The organism is Wohlfahrtiimonas chitiniclastica DSM 18708, assembly GCF_000375345.1.
Classification (GTDB): Bacteria; Pseudomonadota; Gammaproteobacteria; order Cardiobacteriales; family Wohlfahrtiimonadaceae; genus Wohlfahrtiimonas; species Wohlfahrtiimonas chitiniclastica.
Genome location: NZ_AQXD01000002.1, coordinates 66,035 through 84,014, shown reverse-complemented (window position 1 = coordinate 84,014; position 17,980 = coordinate 66,035). Strand labels below are relative to the sequence as shown.

The 17,980-nt window shown below is 44.0% G+C and carries 20 protein-coding genes and 1 pseudogene; 11 read left to right on the top strand and 10 right to left on the bottom strand.

Annotation, left to right across the window (positions count from 1 at the left end; genetic code table 11):
- Genes lptA through rpiA form a run of 3 tightly spaced genes read right to left on the bottom strand, consistent with a single transcriptional unit; the run spans nt 1 to nt 1,717 of the window.
- A complete protein-coding gene (gene lptA, locus B143_RS0104895; RefSeq protein ID WP_018122427.1) occupies nt 1-486 on the bottom strand; it encodes a lipopolysaccharide transport periplasmic protein LptA in 486 nt (161 codons plus the stop codon).
- On the bottom strand, nt 470-1,057 hold the full coding sequence (gene lptC / locus B143_RS0104890; protein ID WP_008316209.1) for an LPS export ABC transporter periplasmic protein LptC: 588 nt from the start codon (nt 1,055-1,057) through the stop codon (nt 470-472). Before lptC ends, lptA begins: the two co-directional genes overlap by 17 nt.
- Nucleotides 1,058-1,717 (bottom strand): ribose-5-phosphate isomerase RpiA, encoded by a 660-nt coding sequence (rpiA, locus tag B143_RS0104885; RefSeq protein ID WP_018122426.1) that lies wholly within the window; start codon nt 1,715-1,717, stop codon nt 1,058-1,060.
- Nucleotides 1,718-1,874: 157 nt separating this feature from the next.
- Between rpiA and B143_RS0104880 the strand changes: the two genes are divergently transcribed.
- The 6 genes and pseudogenes from B143_RS0104880 to B143_RS0104855 all read left to right on the top strand — a co-directional run bounded on the left by B143_RS0104880 (nt 1,875) and on the right by B143_RS0104855 (nt 5,566).
- Nucleotides 1,875-2,360 carry an FKBP-type peptidyl-prolyl cis-trans isomerase gene (locus B143_RS0104880; protein WP_008316206.1) on the top strand — a complete coding sequence of 162 codons (486 nt, stop codon included), beginning with the start codon at nt 1,875-1,877 and terminating at the stop codon, nt 2,358-2,360.
- 16 nt (nt 2,361-2,376) lie between these two features.
- Nucleotides 2,377-3,117 carry a septum site-determining protein MinC gene (gene minC / locus B143_RS0104875; protein WP_018122425.1) on the top strand — a complete coding sequence of 247 codons (741 nt, stop codon included), beginning with the start codon at nt 2,377-2,379 and terminating at the stop codon, nt 3,115-3,117.
- Nucleotides 3,118-3,140: 23 nt separating this feature from the next.
- The gene (minD, locus tag B143_RS0104870) at nt 3,141-3,950 is read left to right on the top strand and encodes a septum site-determining protein MinD (protein WP_008316202.1); all 810 of its coding nucleotides are present in this window, start codon (nt 3,141-3,143) and stop codon (nt 3,948-3,950) included.
- 3 nt (nt 3,951-3,953) lie between these two features.
- A pseudogene (gene minE / locus B143_RS0104865) lies at nt 3,954-4,211 on the top strand (cell division topological specificity factor MinE); the annotation flags it as partial.
- Nucleotides 4,212-4,278: 67 nt separating this feature from the next.
- The gene (locus tag B143_RS0104860) at nt 4,279-4,647 is read left to right on the top strand and encodes an RNA-binding S4 domain-containing protein (RefSeq protein ID WP_018122424.1); all 369 of its coding nucleotides are present in this window, start codon (nt 4,279-4,281) and stop codon (nt 4,645-4,647) included.
- Nucleotides 4,640-5,566: a tyrosine recombinase XerC gene (locus B143_RS0104855; RefSeq protein ID WP_018122423.1), complete on the top strand. Its 927-nt coding sequence runs from the start codon at nt 4,640-4,642 to the stop codon at nt 5,564-5,566. The genes B143_RS0104860 and B143_RS0104855 overlap by 8 nt, the downstream gene beginning before the upstream one ends.
- A 30-nt stretch (nt 5,567-5,596) precedes the next feature.
- Here the strand turns inward: B143_RS0104855 and B143_RS0104850 are convergent, their stop codons facing one another.
- Nucleotides 5,597-6,172, bottom strand: coding sequence for a peroxiredoxin (locus tag B143_RS0104850; RefSeq protein WP_008316196.1), 576 nt, complete (start codon nt 6,170-6,172; stop codon nt 5,597-5,599).
- 197 nt (nt 6,173-6,369) lie between these two features.
- On the bottom strand, nt 6,370-7,983 hold the full coding sequence (locus B143_RS0104845; protein WP_018122422.1) for a DUF2813 domain-containing protein: 1,614 nt from the start codon (nt 7,981-7,983) through the stop codon (nt 6,370-6,372).
- A 149-nt stretch (nt 7,984-8,132) separates the two neighbouring features.
- Here B143_RS0104845 and cysS point away from each other — a divergent pair, with 149 nt between their 5' ends.
- The 3 genes from cysS (at nt 8,133) to B143_RS0104830 (ending at nt 10,304) form a co-directional block, all read left to right on the top strand.
- On the top strand, nt 8,133-9,509 hold the full coding sequence (gene cysS / locus B143_RS0104840; RefSeq protein WP_018122421.1) for a cysteine--tRNA ligase: 1,377 nt from the start codon (nt 8,133-8,135) through the stop codon (nt 9,507-9,509).
- Nucleotides 9,510-9,529: 20 nt separating this feature from the next.
- Nucleotides 9,530-9,805: a DUF493 domain-containing protein gene (locus tag B143_RS0104835; protein ID WP_008316193.1), complete on the top strand. Its 276-nt coding sequence runs from the start codon at nt 9,530-9,532 to the stop codon at nt 9,803-9,805.
- A 103-nt stretch (nt 9,806-9,908) separates the two neighbouring features.
- Nucleotides 9,909-10,304, top strand: a complete 396-nt coding sequence (locus tag B143_RS0104830) for a hypothetical protein (protein ID WP_026165711.1) — start codon at nt 9,909-9,911, stop codon at nt 10,302-10,304.
- Here B143_RS0104830 and B143_RS0104825 read toward each other — a convergent pair.
- The 5 genes from B143_RS0104825 to B143_RS0104805 all read right to left on the bottom strand — a co-directional run bounded on the left by B143_RS0104825 (nt 10,301) and on the right by B143_RS0104805 (nt 16,712).
- The gene (locus B143_RS0104825; protein ID WP_018122419.1) at nt 10,301-11,152 is read right to left on the bottom strand and encodes a DUF805 domain-containing protein; all 852 of its coding nucleotides are present in this window, start codon (nt 11,150-11,152) and stop codon (nt 10,301-10,303) included. The two genes, B143_RS0104830 and B143_RS0104825, sit on opposite strands and share 4 nt — an antisense overlap.
- Before the next feature lie 148 nt (nt 11,153-11,300).
- Nucleotides 11,301-14,492 carry an efflux RND transporter permease subunit gene (locus B143_RS0104820; RefSeq protein WP_018122418.1) on the bottom strand — a complete coding sequence of 1,064 codons (3,192 nt, stop codon included), beginning with the start codon at nt 14,490-14,492 and terminating at the stop codon, nt 11,301-11,303.
- Between the two features lie 17 nt (nt 14,493-14,509).
- Nucleotides 14,510-15,703 carry an efflux RND transporter periplasmic adaptor subunit gene (locus B143_RS0104815; protein ID WP_008316186.1) on the bottom strand — a complete coding sequence of 398 codons (1,194 nt, stop codon included), beginning with the start codon at nt 15,701-15,703 and terminating at the stop codon, nt 14,510-14,512.
- Nucleotides 15,704-15,726: 23 nt separating this feature from the next.
- Nucleotides 15,727-16,170 carry a MarR family winged helix-turn-helix transcriptional regulator gene (locus B143_RS0104810; protein ID WP_018122417.1) on the bottom strand — a complete coding sequence of 148 codons (444 nt, stop codon included), beginning with the start codon at nt 16,168-16,170 and terminating at the stop codon, nt 15,727-15,729.
- A 104-nt stretch (nt 16,171-16,274) separates the two neighbouring features.
- Nucleotides 16,275-16,712 (bottom strand): universal stress protein, encoded by a 438-nt coding sequence (locus tag B143_RS0104805; RefSeq protein WP_008316184.1) that lies wholly within the window; start codon nt 16,710-16,712, stop codon nt 16,275-16,277.
- A gap of 97 nt (nt 16,713-16,809) precedes the next feature.
- On the opposite strand from B143_RS0104805, the gene B143_RS0104800 reads away from it, so the two are divergent.
- Nucleotides 16,810-17,508: an IspD/TarI family cytidylyltransferase gene (locus B143_RS0104800; protein ID WP_018122416.1), complete on the top strand. Its 699-nt coding sequence runs from the start codon at nt 16,810-16,812 to the stop codon at nt 17,506-17,508.
- Nucleotides 17,499-17,978 (top strand): 2-C-methyl-D-erythritol 2,4-cyclodiphosphate synthase, encoded by a 480-nt coding sequence (gene ispF / locus B143_RS0104795; protein WP_008316182.1) that lies wholly within the window; start codon nt 17,499-17,501, stop codon nt 17,976-17,978. The genes B143_RS0104800 and ispF overlap by 10 nt, the downstream gene beginning before the upstream one ends.
- Nucleotides 17,979-17,980 lie beyond the last annotated feature (2 nt).

Below are 17,980 nucleotides of genomic sequence, written 5' to 3'. Positions count from 1 at the left end.
CTATTTTCCTTTTGGCTTGATTTCAAAGAAGACGCGATCAGATTTTTGATTGCTCAATGCGCGCACTTTTTTATTGACAGTATCATATTCAATGCGATTGGCTTCCACCACATCATCTTCTTGGGTGAGTTTTGCGCGTTGGCTAAGCACCAATAGATTTTTCTTAGGATAATATTCTAAGCGCTCACCTTCCCCAAACACCCAAGGTTTATTGGCTTCAGGGAGATATTTAATTTTGATGAGATTGCCTTTAGCAATCACCTCTTCAAGTTCATCATTGACCATTTTAAACTGAGCATGATCGGCATGAATCTCTAATGTGCCTTGCACCATCACCACATTGCCATCATAAAAGCCTTCGTTGATCTGATGATCATAACCGCCCGTATCTGAGGTGATTTTAATGGGTTCAGCACTGTCTTCTGGCAAGGCATGCGCCATCGTGCACAATCCAAAAGCCACGAGCAAACTACTGAGTGTTTTCATCTTGAATGGTTTCATAATAACTGTGAACATCCTTTAATAAGTTGAACTGCCCGAGATTCGGATAGCCAATGAGGCCAATGCCTTCGATGGTGTTGTTCGGATAAGAGCGGATTTTGGTCCACACATCATTGGTGACTTTTTCGCCCTTATTATGGACATACAATTGCGAGGTGTTCAATACGGTGGTTTTCGCATTCTCAGCATTGTATTTTGTGAGCACCACGTTTTCATTCATCGTAATCAAGGATTGATCTTCATTGACGATCGCTTCATCGCTGCGCGCCGTCCAATCAATGCCACCTTGATCAGTAAAATGGGTTAAAAACGGATGCTGTAATGTCGAGCCCCGATCATCGTCATAATGCTCTAACTCAGGGCCCTTAATCGTATAAATGCGATCACCTTTTGCATCAAAACGCACCAAATCATACCCTTTGATCTCAAAGAGTGGAAACGGTGATTTTTCCGAAGTCAGCGCATTGTTTTCGTTGTACAACGTCATCGAAACATAGGCTAAACCGCCAATGGCCACCACAAAAAATGCGTTTTGAAGAAAAGATTTGGGTAGCACTTATTTTGCCTCAATCACTTGAACGCCATTGTCAGTCGCTAGTACTAACACATCTGCTGGGCGATGGGCAAAAATACCGTTGGTCACCACGCCCACGATTTGATTAATGTGGGTTTCAAGGGCAACGGGATCTGTAATCTCTAAGCCAAACACATCAATGATCGGATTGCCATTGTCTGTGATCACGCCTTCACGCACGCGCGCATCACCTAATTTGTTCAACTCGCGTTGCACATGGCCAAGCGCCATCGGAATCACTTCCACAGGCAATGGGAATTTACCCAATACATCCACATATTTAGATTGATCGGCAATACAAATGAAGCGATCTGCATGCGCTGCCACGATTTTTTCACGCGTCAAAGCGGCACCACCACCTTTGATCATCTGTAATTTGTCATTAATTTCATCGGCGCCATCAATGTACAATGTGAGCGATTCCACATCCGTCATTGGCAACACTTTAAATCCTAATTCAAGCAATTGTTCTGTTGAGCGTTCAGAGCTTGAAACCACCACATCAATGTGATGACGAACCTCTGGTAATAACGCAATTAAGCAGTCAACAGTGGAGCCTGTGCCCACACCTAAACGCTCGCCTTTTGAAATGTATGTCAACGCTTTTTCGGCGGCTAACTGCTTTAATGTTTTTTGACTCATTGATAATCCCCTACACAAAAACTATTGCCATTATAGGTGTTTTTATCCCTAAAAGGGAGCTTATTTATGACAAAAAGCAACGATTGCATCTAGTTGTTGGCAACTGTTTGCTGTATAGTGAGAGACTTATAAACCGAAAAACTGAAAGGATTTTATAATGAGCATTGCACCGAATAAAGTGGTATCTGTTTTCTATACATTAACAGACGACCAAGGTAATGTGATCGACAGCAACAAAGGTCAAGAGCAACCATTAACTTACATCCACGGCGCTGGCATGATGATCCCTGGCTTTGAAAAATCTTTAGCCGGTGTAGAAGCTGGTCAAAACATCGCATTTAGCGTGACACCTGAAGAAGGTTACGGGCTTCGCAGCGATGAAAACGTATTTGTGATCAGCCGCAGCCAACATTTTAAAGATTCTGATGACATTCAAGCAGGCGGCATGATCGCAGCAGAAGAAAATGGTCATCAACGTCATTTTGTGATCTTAAGCGTAGAAGGCGATGACATCACTTTAGATGCGAACCATTTCTTAGCGGGCAAAACATTGAACTTTGACGTTGATGTTGTGGATGTTCGTGATGCAACAGAACAAGAATTGGCACATGGTCACGTCCATGCAGGTGGTCACGATCACTAATTAGGATTTATTCTTCATGTCTAAACCTTGTTTTCAATTGAAGGGCGGTCTATTCACTTTGACCGTTCTTCATTTACAGTCAAACGACTTAAAAGATTTTGAACAGTCTCTGAATGCAAAAGTTTCAGAGTCTGCTGAGTTTTTTCAACAATTGCCCATCATTGTTGATTTAAGCCAATTACCGGAAAACACGCACCACTTAGATTTTGCGTGGCTCAAGAATTTATTGACGAACCAAGGCATCATTCCGGTGGCACTCCATAACATTCCAAAAAATTTGCTCGCACAAGCTAAACGCAGCGGCTGGCCCATTTTCCCGAACATTCAACCAAGATACGACAAAGCCGAACAAGATAAAAAAGCGGCACAAGAAAAGGTTGAAGCGGCTAAAGTGGCAGAAAAAACTGTTGAAGTGGCGACTGATCCTGTTAAATTGATCTCAAGCCACATTCGTTCAGGTCAGCAGGTGTATCACCATGGTGATTTAGTGATCATCAATACCGTCAATACAGGCGCTGAAGTTCTAGCAGATGGCAACATTCACATTTATGGCCCTTTGCGTGGCCGCGCATTAGCGGGCGTTAAAGGCAACACTTTGGCTAGAATTTTTTGTCAATCGTTAGAAGCTGAGCTTGTTTCCATCGCCGGAAAATATAAAGTGATCGAAGAACTCACCGAAGATTGGCGTGGCAAGGCGGTACAAATTTATTTGGATAAAGATGAATTGATCATTGAACCATTGACCAAAGAATTTTAAACATAAAACTTAGGAGTAAAAACGTGGCACGTGTAATAGTTGTAACTTCAGGTAAAGGTGGCGTTGGCAAAACCACAACAAGTGCTAGCATCGCAGCAGGTTTGGCAAAACGCGGTCATAAAACAGCGGTCATCGATTTCGATGTGGGCTTGCGTAACCTTGATTTAATCATGGGCTGTGAGCGTCGCGTTGTTTATGACTTTGTGAATGTGGTCAATGATGAAGCGACCCTTCAACAAACCCTCATTAAAGATAAGCGTCTTGAAAATCTTTTCATTTTGCCAGCTTCCCAAACTCGTGATAAAGATGCTTTATCCACAGAAGGCGTAGAAAAAGTCATCAATGGCTTAAAAGAGATGGATTTTAAATTCATCATCTGTGATTCGCCTGCGGGCATCGAAAAAGGTGCGCAACTTGCGATGTATTATGCAGATGATGCCATTGTGACCACAAACCCAGAAGTTTCCTCTGTGCGAGATTCTGACCGCATCTTAGGCATTTTAGCAAGCAAAACCAAAAAAGCTGAAAATGGTGAAGAGGTCAAACAACATCTTGTGTTAAACCGCTACAGCCCTGAGCGCGCAGAATCTGGCGACATGCTCTCTGTGACCGACGTGTTAGAAATTCTTGGCATTCCACTCCTTGGCGTTGTGCCAGAGTCAGAAGCCGTATTACAGTGCTCGAATGCGGGTACACCTGTCATTTTAGAAACTGAATCCGATGCCGGACAAGCGTACGAAGATATCGTGGCACGCTTCCTTGGCGAAGATAAGCCCCATCGCTTCATTGAAGCGACGAAAAAAGGTTTCTTCCAAAGACTGTTTGGAGGTTAAAGCATGTTCAGCGCGTTATTTAAAAGAAGAAAGAAAACAGCCTCAGCATCCATCGCTAAAGAGCGTTTACAAATCATCGTCGCCCATGAGCGCAACCAAAACTCACCGTCTCAGCAACCGGATTTCTTAAAAGCGTTGCAGCAAGACATTTTAGAAGTGGTGCGTAAATACATGTCCATTGATGGTGATCAAATCAAAGTGGCAATGGATAAAGAAGATGGTTTTGATGTCCTTGAACTCAACATCACTTTGTCTGAAAAAGAAGAAGAGGCATTAGAAGCGCAAGCAGCTGATGCTGAAGAAACTTCTTCACAAGCAGAGCCGAGCCATGAGACTCGATAAATGGTTATGGGCGGCGCGTTTTTATAAGACGCGTCGTTTAGCAGTCGAAGCGATTGAAAAACACCAAGTGAGCGTCAATGGTGACAATGCCAAACCTGCCCGCCTGATTAAAATCGGGGATACGCTTGTCATCGAAAAAGCGGGCGAAACATTTGTCATCATCATTGATGATTTGAGTGAAGTGCGCGGCCCTGCCCCAAAAGCTCAGCTTTTGTATCACGAAACCGAAGAGAGTTTAGCCAAACGCTTAGCTGATCGTGAAATGCGTAAGCTTGTGCACACGCCAAAGCCTGACAAAGCCCCGGATAAAAAAGATCGTCAATTGTTGCGCAACATGCGCCACAGCTATGAGTAATTTACAGCTTACCATTGATGATTTCTTAGCCAAGTTTGCCCAGCGCTACCGCGAACGTAGCGTTGAGGCGAAAGCCTTAGCACTCCATCAATTAGCGCGCCATCTAGAAGATCAAGGGCTGACAGAATGGGTGCAATGCGACCAGCAATTATTGCAAAAGTACATCATCTACCGCAACAAAGGCGATAAAAAGCATGAGTGTTTTCAGCGCCCTTTAGCCTTAACGAGTTTAAAAACTCATTTAGCGGGCATCCGTGTCTTTTTTGACCATTTAGTGGAGGAAGCCATTCTCACGGCCAATCCTGCACGCTTAGTGAAAATGCCAAAAGTACAGCAATCGCTGCCCAAAGTGATTGCGGTAGATACCATCACGCAAATGCTCGATCAAACAGCAGAGACTGAACTTGAAACCCGTGATTTTGCCATCTGTGAGCTTTTTTACAGCACCGGTTTGCGTTTATCTGAATTGACGCAATTAGATCTCAATCATGTCTCTTTAAGCAATCTTGAGGTGAAAGTCATCGATGGTAAAGGCGGCAAAGGACGCATTGTGCCCCTTGGCTCAAAAGCGAAAGAGGCAATTGAGCAATGGTTGATGCTCAGAGCCACATGGAAAAACTTAGATGAAGCTCTCTTCATCACCAAACGTGGCACACGCATGACTGCCCGCCAAGTGAGCAATCGGGTCAAACACATTGCCGATAAGATGGGGAAAAGCCTGAAAGTCCATCCGCACATGTTTCGTCACTCCATGGCGACCCATGTTTTAGAGTCAAGCCAAGACATTCGCTCTGTGCAAGAGCTCCTTGGGCATGCGGACATCTCCACAACGCAAATCTATACCCATTTAGATTTTGGGCATTTATCGAAAATCTTTGATGCGGCTCATCCACGGGCGAAAAAAAAGCCACGCAAATAGCGTGGCTCATATTCAGTGTGGAACGAAAACTTATAAAGTTTCGCCGCCCACTTGACGGTTACATGGGCATAATTCGTCAGTTTGTAACGCATCTAAAATACGTAAAACTTCTGAAGGGTTACGACCTACGTTCAAACCGTTTACAGATACGTGTTGGATAACGTTGTCAGGATCTACGATGAAAGTTGCGCGAAGTGCAACGCCAGCTTCTTGATCACGAATACCTAACATATCAACCAATTCACCTTTCACATCAGCGAAAGAGTAGTGACCTAATTTGTCTAAATCTTTATGATCACGTCTCCAAGCGAGTTTACAGAATTCGTTGTCTACGCTACCGCCCATTAATACAGCATCACGGTCTTCGAAATCTTTTGCTAATTTGTCAAAAGCAACGATTTCAGTTGGACATACGAATGTAAAATCTTTTGGATAGAAATAGATCACTTTCCATTTACCTGGGAAAGATTTTTCATTGATTGTTTCAAAAGCAGATACGCCGTTTTCTTCGTGGTGGTTAAAGCCTGGTTTTACGCCAACAACTTCAAACGCATCTAAACGATCACCAACAGTTTTTGAGTTACCAAAAGTGAAATCAACATCCATGTTAATACTCCTTTTAAGTTAATTGAAAGAACATACTTGACGCATTCATACTATATATTTACGGCCATATATTCAAGGATATTACCCATTAAAATACTAAACTCGAACCATTAATATTTTTAATTGCATGAGTTACTTAATGTAACTTCGTGGCGCACTATCTTTGCTATCGCCTTCATAATTATAGTATACACGGTTTATGATTGCGGCGTACCTTTTGATAAATTTATCACCTTCTCAAAAGTCTTACGCAATAACAACGGCACAGATCGCATGCCACGCAGCCTTGCGTGATCACACACAGCAATGGCCAAATCTGGCTTTGATGTTTTTTGCACCGCCCTTTGAATGATCTCATGCACGGGTTTATCCACAAAATCATCAGAACCATAAGCAATCTCTTTGTACACGCGGCTAAAGCCCTTTTGAAAGAGGAAATTTTCAATGTCTCGCGCAGGCAATCGCGTCACATGGCGGTAATACTCATCTTTATTTTTACAGTGCGTGCGCACCAATTTTGCATAATGTTTACCGGCCGCATCGCCATCAGCCATCACATACCATTCAATGCCCATCGCTTGTGCATACTCCACAAGCGGCATTACACCACATTGGGCAAATTCCACCAGCGTAATGCCTTCTGCACTGAGATTATAGCCGCACACTTCAGCCAATTCTTTTAAGAGCCAAATTTCTGTCTCGCCTTCCACTAAAAACCAACAACGGGCAAACAGCGCAATCGGGCGACGATGAAAAATATGAAACGTCACTTTGCGCTGCGTGCTTTTTGATAAAACATTTGGCAGCACTTGATTGACCACGATTTCATTGTCCGCACGAGAAATCCTCAACACATTGTGCAAAGAGACAATCGGAATTAAATCACTGCTGTTGCTCGTTAGAATTTTCTGAATGGGCAAATTGCCAAGCAAGCGCATGCCCACAGACATGATGGTCGGATGAATGCTGCCACCAAAATCTTTTAAAAACAGAATCGGCAATGCATGTTCAGACAATGAATAACCCATGCGATGGAAAATTACGCTCGTAAAAAAGCGCATCATCACATTGCGCGCCGCCGAGTTATCAAGTTGATCCAATAAATCATTGATTTTATCCAGCACCTGCCAATCTTCTAACGTCGGTTTACGGATGTGCTCTTCTGTACTTTTGTGACTCACCAAATAATAGGTTAAAAGAAGCGTTGCGGCATATAAGCCCTGCTCTAACTCGCGATCGGTCAATTGATGAGTGTCTTTCGTCAATTGCTGCACCAAAAGATTGTAATACGACTCGATGCGCTCATTATCTTTACGCGTCACCGCTTCATAGGCCGCGCTGCCTCGCAAAATCAACAATGGATTGAGGTCAATCAAACATTGCAAACGCGCTTCAAAATCATCCACCACAATCGGTTCACGCATGCCATCGACAAAACAATGCTGCGTGATGACAGTGTCCTGCATTTTACGAGCGCTCACTTCATAACAGATGCGTGGCGCGTCGCCTTCGTCTAGATAACTGATGGCTTTAAGCTCAGGATAAATCGGCAAAATCGGCTTTTCTGTCGGATGCTCTTGATAAATAAAACGCACGCGCAGGCAATCATTTGGGCAATCGCGCTCCTCAAAAAAGTCATACGGTTGGCATTGATAGAGAAAGTTCTCTTTTGTGATCATGGCAAGGGCTGAAATGAGGCTCGATGACCCCCAGCTATTTTCGCCAATTAAAACGCTCACATCATCATTGAGGTTGATCGTTAATTCACGAATCCCTTTGAATCCTTGGATTTCGATGGAATGCAGTAACATTCACGCTCCTTTATTATCATCATAATGATTCATCTTTAAAGAATATAGGAAAGTGACCGTTTCCCAAAGTCTTATTGTATTGAAAGCTTCAGAAATGTCCCCATCATGGTAGGATATAAGATCATTTTTTTTAACACACGGACACACTTATGCTCTCTATTTTTAACAGCTTAACGCGCCAACAAGAAGATTTCATCCCCATTGAGCCCAATAAAATTCGCATGTACGTGTGCGGCATGACGGTGTATGACTATTGTCACATTGGCCATGCGCGCTCTTTGATCGCCTTTGACATGATCCGCCGTTACTTGATGCACAAAGGGTTTGATGTGCACTTTGTGCGTAACATTACAGACATTGATGACAAAATCATCAAGCGTGCGAATGAGCGCGGCATCACCATCCATGAATTGACCGATGAATTCATCAACGCAATGCATGAAGACTGCGCAAAACTCAATGTATTAACGCCAGATTCAGAGCCGCGTGCCACAGATGCCATCGCAGGCATGATTGAACTCATTGAGGGATTGATCAGCAAAGGGCTTGCGTATGCTGTGCCCGATGGCGATGTGTATTATCGCGTACGTAGTTTTAAAGATTACGGCAAATTGTCCAACCAAAACATTGATGAATTGCGCTCAGGTGAACGCGTTGAAGTGCAATCTGACAAAGAAGATCCTTTAGACTTTGTGCTCTGGAAACGTGCTAAAGCTGGTGAACCTTACTGGGATTCGCCTTGGGGACAAGGTCGCCCAGGTTGGCACATTGAGTGTTCTGTGATGAGTAAAGAGACTCTTGGCAACCATTTTGACATTCATGGCGGCGGCATGGACTTAAAATTCCCCCATCATGAATGTGAAATCGCCCAATCTGAAGGTTACCATGAAGAGCCCATGGCCAATTACTGGATGCACAATGGCTTTATCAACATCAACAACGAAAAAATGAGTAAATCCCTTGGGAATTTCTTCACCATTCGTGATGTGCTCAAATATTTTCCGGCAGAAGTATTGCGCTTTTTCATGCTCAACAGCCATTATCGCACCCATGTGAACTATTCAGATGATTTGCTCAATCAAGCTTGGAATGGTTTACGCCGTTTATACACAGCCCTGAATGATGCACCTGAGGAATTGCCAGCCTTTGACCCAAATCATCCAATTGCTGTGCGTTTTAGCAAAGTGATGGATGATGATTTCAATACACCACAAGCCATTGATTTATTGTTTGAAGCGGCCAATCTTTATAATAAACATCATGATCCTAAAGATTATGTGGTGCTCAAAACTTTAGGCAATGTACTAGGCTTATTAGAAGCAAACCCGGATCACTTCTTAAAAAGTGCCCCTAACCAAAGCGATGATGACACTGATTTAATCGAAGCCTTGATTGCTGAACGCAATGAAGCCCGTGCCAATAAAAACTGGGCAGAATCAGATCGCATCCGCGATGAACTCAAAGCGCGCAATGTTGTCCTTGAAGATAAGCAAGGCAAAACCACATGGCGCCGCGAAACACAATAATTGAACAATAGGAGATACTGATGATCAATCCTGAAACCAAACAACCGTTGGTGGATTTTCCAACGCACTTTTTATTCAAAATTACGGGTAAAAATGAGCCAAACTTTGAGTCAGACATTATTGCCTTACTTAAAAAAGTTGATCCGACGATTGATGACTCTAAAATCACACGCAAATTAAGCTCATCGGATAAATATTTATCTTTATCCGTCAATGTGTGGGTGACAAAGCAAGAGGAGATTGATGAAGTCTACTCACTGTTAAAAGCTGAACCGCGCGTTGTGTGGGCACTGTAAACATCGATCCCTTAGCATGCTAAGGGATTTTTTTTGGCATTTTGTCACAATTAGATTATAGTGATTGAGCCATCATTAACCATTGATAATAACGAGGATACCTATGAAAATACTAAAATTTTCTTCTCTATTGATCGCCGGTGCCATTTTATCTGCCTGCGCCACAACGCCTGCGGAAAAAGCTGCCCAACAAAAACAGTTATTAGACACACAAGTAAGTTTAGCGCAGCAATGTAATCCAAAAACCGCAGAGTTAATGGCACAATTGCCCGCAGCACAAAACTTGCCAGAGGCTGAGAAAAAAGCCTTTGAAAAAGCTTATGTCAAACAAGTGAATAACCCTGTGTTCCAAGCCTGTTATAAGATGGCGTGGACAAGCTACAAAGAGCAAAATCAATTAGAAATTGCGCGCATGCAAGCGTGGGATGCTGAAAATGCTTGGGATTGGGACAATGGCTTTTTCTACAATGATCCATGGGCATTTAACATCTACGATTAACGATAATAACGCGTTTGCGTCGTCGATTGTCGCTCAGCAGCTTGGCGCAACGGTTCGTTGAACAAGCCGCCTAACAGCAAGAGCACCAATAAAATCAGCACACCGTACCACGGTCCTTGTGGTACGGGTCTGCCATACTCGTTTTCTTCACTTGAGCCTGGCATCAGCATCACAAAGAGTAAAAATGCGACATTGAGCGCTGGAATAAAATAAAAAATCACCCACCAACCGCTTAAATTAATGTCGTGCAAACGCAACACCATGATGCGAATTGAGGCAATCATCGTCAGCACAAGCAAAACTAAGATGAATAACGTTGGTAAAAAGAGCATGCTCACCACCATTGCGAGCATCAATACGCCATAAAAAATCACCCATGCATTGATGAAGTTTAAGCGGCCATAACGGCCATCAAAGGATAAAGAAAAGAACTCTGGCACCGCATCTTGCCCATCTTCATAACGATCAATGCGCTGTGGCGCTAGGCTCTGTTTACGCTCAATCTCTGCCTGCATGCGCTCGATGCGCTGATAATCATAGGGATCTTTTTCTGTCGTCACCGGTGAAGGCTCAAGCTTTGGCGGCGGTTCTGGCACATCAAAAGAGAGGTTCATCATGGATTCAGAGCTCATCTCCATCATGAGCCCCAAATTCTCTAAACGATTTTTGAGCGTCAATGCATCATTCATCGAGAGATGCTTTTTCAATGGAATGGTTTTGCCTGAAAAAAATGCAGGGATTTGCTCCGCTGGCACTTTAAGTTTTTGCTGAACATCTCGCTTGACGATGTCAATGTCAAATCCCGGAATCACTTGACCGGTAAAAGAGACCGTATATTGATCCTGCATTGCTTCTCCTTGATGATTTATCGTTATTATTCATGTACAAAACGACTACATGTTATACAAGAAACGTGATGGAAAATCAAAATATTCAATGAAGTGCAAAGATAAAAAAGCCGCCCGAAGGCGGCTCTGTCTTTAAAGGCTCCACGGCTTATTTGTGCGCTGCATCCTCATGGTTTTTCTCATAAATGGCATGCTCTTTTTGACCAAAGCGCTTGCCGATTAAAGAGAAGAAGACCGGCGCATAAAAGAGCACCAATAATGTCCCGCCGATCATCCCGCCAATCACGGTACGACCCACAACGTTCTGTGCACCAGAACCTGCACCATTGCTGAGTGCCATTGGCAATACACCAAAACCAAAGGCAAGAGACGTCATGATGATCGGACGCAAACGAAGATGCGCCGCTTCCACTGTTGCTTCCACAATGTTTTTGCCTTGTAAGAGCAAATCTTTGGCAAACTCAATGATCAAGATGGCATTTTTCGAGGTCAAGCCCAGCACCGTCAATAAGCCCACTTGGAAATAGACGTCATTTTGAATGTCCACCAAGTTTGCAGCCGCAACCGCGCCAATGACACCCACTGGTAATGTGAAGATCACCGCAAATGGAATCGACCAAGATTCATACAATGCAGCCAAGCTTAGGAAGATTACGAAAATGGAGATGATGTAGAGATAAATCTGCATGTTCCCTGTTTTGCGCTCTTCATAGGATGTGTCTGTCCATTGCACTTGTACGCCATCTAAATATTGCTGCGTGAAGGCTTCGATCTCATTCATCACCTCACCCGTACTGAAACCATGTTTTGCTTCAATGGAAAATGGGAAGGCAGAATAACCATCAAAACGATTCAATTGAGGCGAACCTTGTGTCCAACGAGTGCTGGCAAAGGCGCTAAATGGCACCATTTGACCCACTTTATTGCGCACATACCATTTATCAAAGTCTTCTGGCTGCATGCGATACTCTGCATCCCCTTGCAATAATACTTTCTTAATGCGACCACGATCCACAAAGTCATTCACATACAAACTCCCCCATGCAATGGCTAATGAGCTGTTAATGTCACCCACCGTGATTTGTAACGCACGCGCTTTTTCTTGGTCAATGTCCACATGCAATTGTGGCCCATCAAACTGACCACTTGGGCGCAATGTTTGTACATTCATGGTTTTCGATTGCGTGGCCACAATGCCCATAAACTTCATCACTTCACCCATGAACTGTTCATGCGGCAATCCCGTCACATTTTGCAATGTGAACGAAACACCAGATGCTGTGCCTAACTCAATGATGGCAGGGGGTGCAAAGACGAAACCTTGAGTGCTTGGAATGGTTTGCAAATACTCTGCTAAGCGCTTTTGAATCGCCGCTAACTTCTGCGCCGGATCCTTACGCTCACTCCAATCTTTAAGCTTTAAGAAGAATAAGCCATGCTGACCACCGCGACCACCAAAACTAAACCCGGAAATCGCCATGATGGCATCAATGGAGTTTTTCTCTTCCGTCAATACATGATTTGAGATTTGCTCTAAGATCTCGCTTGTGATGTCAAGCGCTGTACCATCTGGCCCAATGGTCATCCCGATCAAAATGCCTTGATCTTCATCGGGTAAAAAGCTCGTTGGTAAACGAGAGAAACCATAATAGATCAACGCAAGCATGGCAAAAAATGCCACCAAATAACGTTTAGGATGCGTCACCGCATGGGTTGCCCCGCCACGATAACGTTGATTCATGCGATCAAACCAGTTGTTAAACTTCGTCACTGGCCAATCCACAACACGACCCACCGCGGCAAAAAGTTTGCCAATGCCTTTAGGTTCAGTTTTGTCATGTGGTGATTTTAAAATCGTGGCACACAATGCAGATGTGAAGATGATCGCACACACCACAGATAAAGACATCGCTGTAATGATGGTGATGGAGAACTGACGATAAATTACGCCCGATGCACCACTTAAGAAGGCCATCGGCACAAATACCGCCGACAATACAACCGCAATCCCCACCAATGCACTGGTGATTTGATCCATCGATTTACGGGTTGCTTCAATTGGGGATAACCCCTCTTCTTCCATAATGCGCTCAACGTTTTCCACCACAACAATCGCATCATCCACCAGCAAGCCGATGGCGAGCACCATCGCAAAGAGCGTCAGTGTATTGAGGGTAAAACCAAACACATCTAACACTGCAAATGTGCCGAGCAACACCACAGGAATCGCCAACGTTGGGATGATGGTGGCGCGAATGTTACGCAAAAAGAGATACATCACCACAAACACCAAAGCCACCGCTTCAATCAATGTTTTGACAACATTGTGAATGGAGATCTCAACAAATGGTGTGGTGTCATATGGGAATGCGTAATCAATGCCTTCTGGCAATAACACAGATAAACGCTTTAAAGTGTCTTTGACATCATGCGCCGTATCTAAAGCGTTCGCACCAGAGGCTAAACTTAAACCAAGCGCCGCTGACGATTGATTATTATATTTAGCATCAAATGCGGTGGACTCTGCGGCCAGTTCAATGCGCGCCACATCCGCTAAACGCACTTGGCTACCATCTTCATTCACTCGCAATTGAATGTCTTCAAACTGCCCAACCGATTCAAGCTGTGTTTGTGCGGTGATGGTAAAGTTAATCTCTTGACCAGGCACTGTGGGCGTTGCCCCTAATTGCCCAAATGCCACCTGCGTATTTTGCTCTTTAATCGCCGATAACACATCCATCGGTGTCATGCCATATTTATTGAGCAAATAAGGATCGAGCCAAACACGCATCGCATATCCTGAACCAAAGAACTGAATATCCCCAAGCCCATTAATACGACTGATGGTATCTTTAATGTTGGTGTTGATGAAATCGCCAATGTCCGCATTACTGTATTTGCCATCTTTAGAGTAGAAACTCACCACCATAAAGAAGGAACCGGAGGATTTTTGTACCGTCACCCCTTGGCGCTGTACATCCTCTGGCAATGTGGATAAAGCCGTTTGAATCTTATTTTGCACCTGAACCTGTGCCATGTCAGGATCGACCCCTTGATTGAAGGTCAATGTGATCTGAAAGCTCCCTTGGCTCGTGCTCGATGAGTTCATGTAACGGAAACCATCTAAACCCGATAAGTTCTGCTCGATCACCTGCGTGACGCTGTTTTCAATCGTGGTGGCATTAGCCCCAGGATACATCCCGACAATGGAGACTTGAGGCGGTGCGATCTCAGGATATTGTGCCACTGGCAAGGAGCGCAGCGACAAAATCCCTAAGAACATGGTTAAGATCGCAAGCACCCATGCAAAGATGGGTCGATCTATAAAAAAGCGAGCCATATGTATTCCCTTCCCTGTTAGTGAGTTTGTGTCGGTGCATCATTGGCAATGTTGAGCGGCACTTTATCCGTACGGCGCATCATACTTTGCACTTGTTGAATGCCTTCAACCACCACTTTTTCACCGGCATTTAAACCTTTAGAAATGAGCCAGTTATTGCCATTGGCATGCTCAATTTCCACAGGACGCACCTCAGCAATGTTGCCTTCGCCCACCACAATCACAAACGATTGTCCTTTAGGATCACGGTAAATGGCTTTTTGTGGAATCTGAATGGCATCTTTTTGAACGCCTTGATCAACAATTGAACGCACAAACATGCCGGGCAATAATAATTGATCAGGATTGGGGAATTCCGCTTGAATTAAAATCGAGCCTGTTGTGGGGTCTACGGTTCGATCCGAGAACTTCACAATACCGGCTTGAGGATAGATTGAGCCATCATCCATCACTAAATGAACCGTAAAATTATTGTCATCAATGGCGCCCGGCACAGGATTGATCAATGTGCCATCGCGGAATTTTTTCTGCATGCGGGTAAAATCTTTTGCAGAATAGGTAATGTCCACACGCATCGGATCATTTTGCTGAATCACCGCCATTTCCATTGCTTGACCTGCCGTCACCAACGCACCTTGCGTATAGTTAGAGCGACCAATTTGCCCACTGATCGGCGCCAACATTTTGGTGTAATTTAAGCTGATTTCAGCATTATTGACTTCTGCTTTTGCAGCGGCAACTTGTGCATTTGCTTGGATTAATGCTGCATTGGCATCATCAACATCTTGTTTGCTCACCGCTTTAGACGAGGACAATGCATTGATGCGTTTTGCTTTTTCAGCGGCGGCATATTGATTCGCTTTTGCTTGCTCTAATTTTGCTTCGGCAATTTGTAAAGCCGCATCGTAAATGGCCGGATCAATTTGATACAGGGTTGTGCCCTCTTCAACATAAGAGCCTTCCACAAAGTGACGATTTAAAATGATGCCGCCCACTTGTGGACGCACTTCGGCAATTTTTGAGGCTTTTGTGCGCCCCGGCAATTCTGCTTTGACCAACACATCTTGAGCTTGAGTGGTATAAGTCACCACTTTCACAGGCGGTACGCTCGCAGCTTGCTGAGCACTTTTATCGTCAGAACATGCCGATAGCGCCAATGCGCCCGCCATGACCAACAGCCATTTCTGATTGGACAACAATTTTCTCATCATATCTACAGTCTCGATTAATAGTACTAAAGCTTGGTTAAGTGAATCATGATCTTCATGGCATTTTCGATCTCAGCATTGCTGAAATCTTTCATTGAATTGAGCATCCATTCCCCGTAGATCTCATCAAGCACACGCTGACACAATGCCTCGCCTTGATCGGATAAACAATAATAAGGGGAACGTTTGTCGCTCTCATTCTCTTTAATGCAGATTAAACCTTCATCTAACAATGACTTCATGTGCTTTTGGACAGCTTGGCGAGTAATGAGTAAATCTGCGGCCAACGCAGCCGTTGTCATGCCTTGTTTTTCATATTTTTCATGCGTGGCAATGTGAATGACCAATTGCCAAGACGGAAAATTCAGCCCTGTTGGCTCAATCAACCGTTGGTTGATCTTCATTAAATTGGTTCGGGCTTTAAAATAATAAGTAAAAAACTCATGAATTGTATCGAAACGCTCTGCCATCATGACCTAAATAACACACAAAAGAAGATGACCTATATTAATGTTCGACAACAAGGTTGTCAAACATTAATCGAGACTATAAATTGTTTCTATAAGGGGGGAAATTAGACTTTCACCACCAATACATCGCACGGTGAATCATTGATGATTGAACCGGATGTTGAGCCTAATAAAAGCGCTAAGCCTTGGCGTGTGTGTGCACCGACCACCACCAATTCAACTTGCAAGGATTCTGCTGTTTTGATGATGCCCTCTTTGGTTGAAAAAGCAGAGACCACATGTGTATCGGCATCCGGAATGCCTAAGCGATCGGCTAAAGCACGAGCATTTTTCTTCGCTTCTGCCACCACTTCTGAATCTGTTTGCTCAGAGATGATCGGCATCAATTCATAGCCAAGGGCAATGTTAATGTCTTCTAACACATGCAGTAATGTGATTTTTGCATGGTTACGTTCTGCCACCACCATCGCTTGTTTAACGATTTTCTCTGAATCGGCAGAGTGATCAATGGCCACTAATACATGTTTATATTCATTACTCATAATTATTCCTCTAGGGTTAGGGTTTGATGCTTTAGATTTATCATAACATTCTATGACCGAATGGGATAAAATAGCCATTTTATTATTAATCTAAATCATGGCAAGTCTCTTTTTTATTGTGCCAGCAGGTGGTGTTGGCGCACGCATGCAAGCGGATCGTCCGAAGCAATATTTGATGCTGACAGAGTCGCAATCTGTCCTTGCAGCCACGTTATCGCTCCTTAAAAGCCAAGGTGAGCATACGATTGCTGTAGGGATTTCTGCCGATGATGGTTATTTTAAGCGCCTTACTTTACCCAAAGATTTACTGCGCTATGATGCTGGCCCTAATCGCTCTGATACGGTGCGTTTAGGCTTACAAGCCATTGAGCATTTAGCACAAAATGATGATTGGGTGATTGTCCATGATGCAGCGCGCCCAGGTTTAACGCCAAAAGAGCTTCAGCACTTCATCCATCAAGTGATGACAGAACCTAATTCCATCGGCGGCATCATGGCATTGCCTGCGGTCGATACCGTTAAACACGTCAATGCTCGCCAAATCACACACACCATTGATCGGAACACCATTCATTTAGCACAAACGCCGCAAATGTTTCGCTATGGTGTTTTAAAAGCAGCTTATGAACATGCGTTGAGACATGATTTAGCAGTGACAGATGAAGCCTCTGCCGTGGAAGCGCTTGGGCATCATCCATTTGTGTATCAAGGTTATCCCCATAATTTTAAAATCACGCATCCGACCGATTTACGATTGATGCAATTTTTATTTTCAGAGAGGACGTTATGCGAGTAGGCATTGGTTTTGATGTTCACGCCTTTACAGAAGGTGATCATGTCATTTTAGCGGGTGAAAAAATCCCCCATCACAAAGCATTTTTAGCCCATTCTGACGGCGATGTGGTTTTGCATGCATTAACCGATGCCATTTTAGGCGCGGCAAAATGTGGTGACATTGGCATGCTCTTTCCCGATACAGATCCTGCCTATAAAGGCGCGGACAGCATGATTTTATTGCAAAAAGCGTACGAAAAAGTCCAAGCAAAAGGCTGGTGCATTGGCAATATTGACATCACCATCATGGCAGAGCGCCCCAAACTGATGCCCCATAAAGAGAAAATGGCCGCAAACATTGCCAAAGCTTTAAATTTACCGGAAGATGATGTCAATGTGAAAGCCACCACGATGGAAAAACTCGGCTTTGTGGGCCGTGAAGAAGGCATCGCTGCACAAGCCATCGTGCTACTGAATCCTTGTCAAGATTAAAG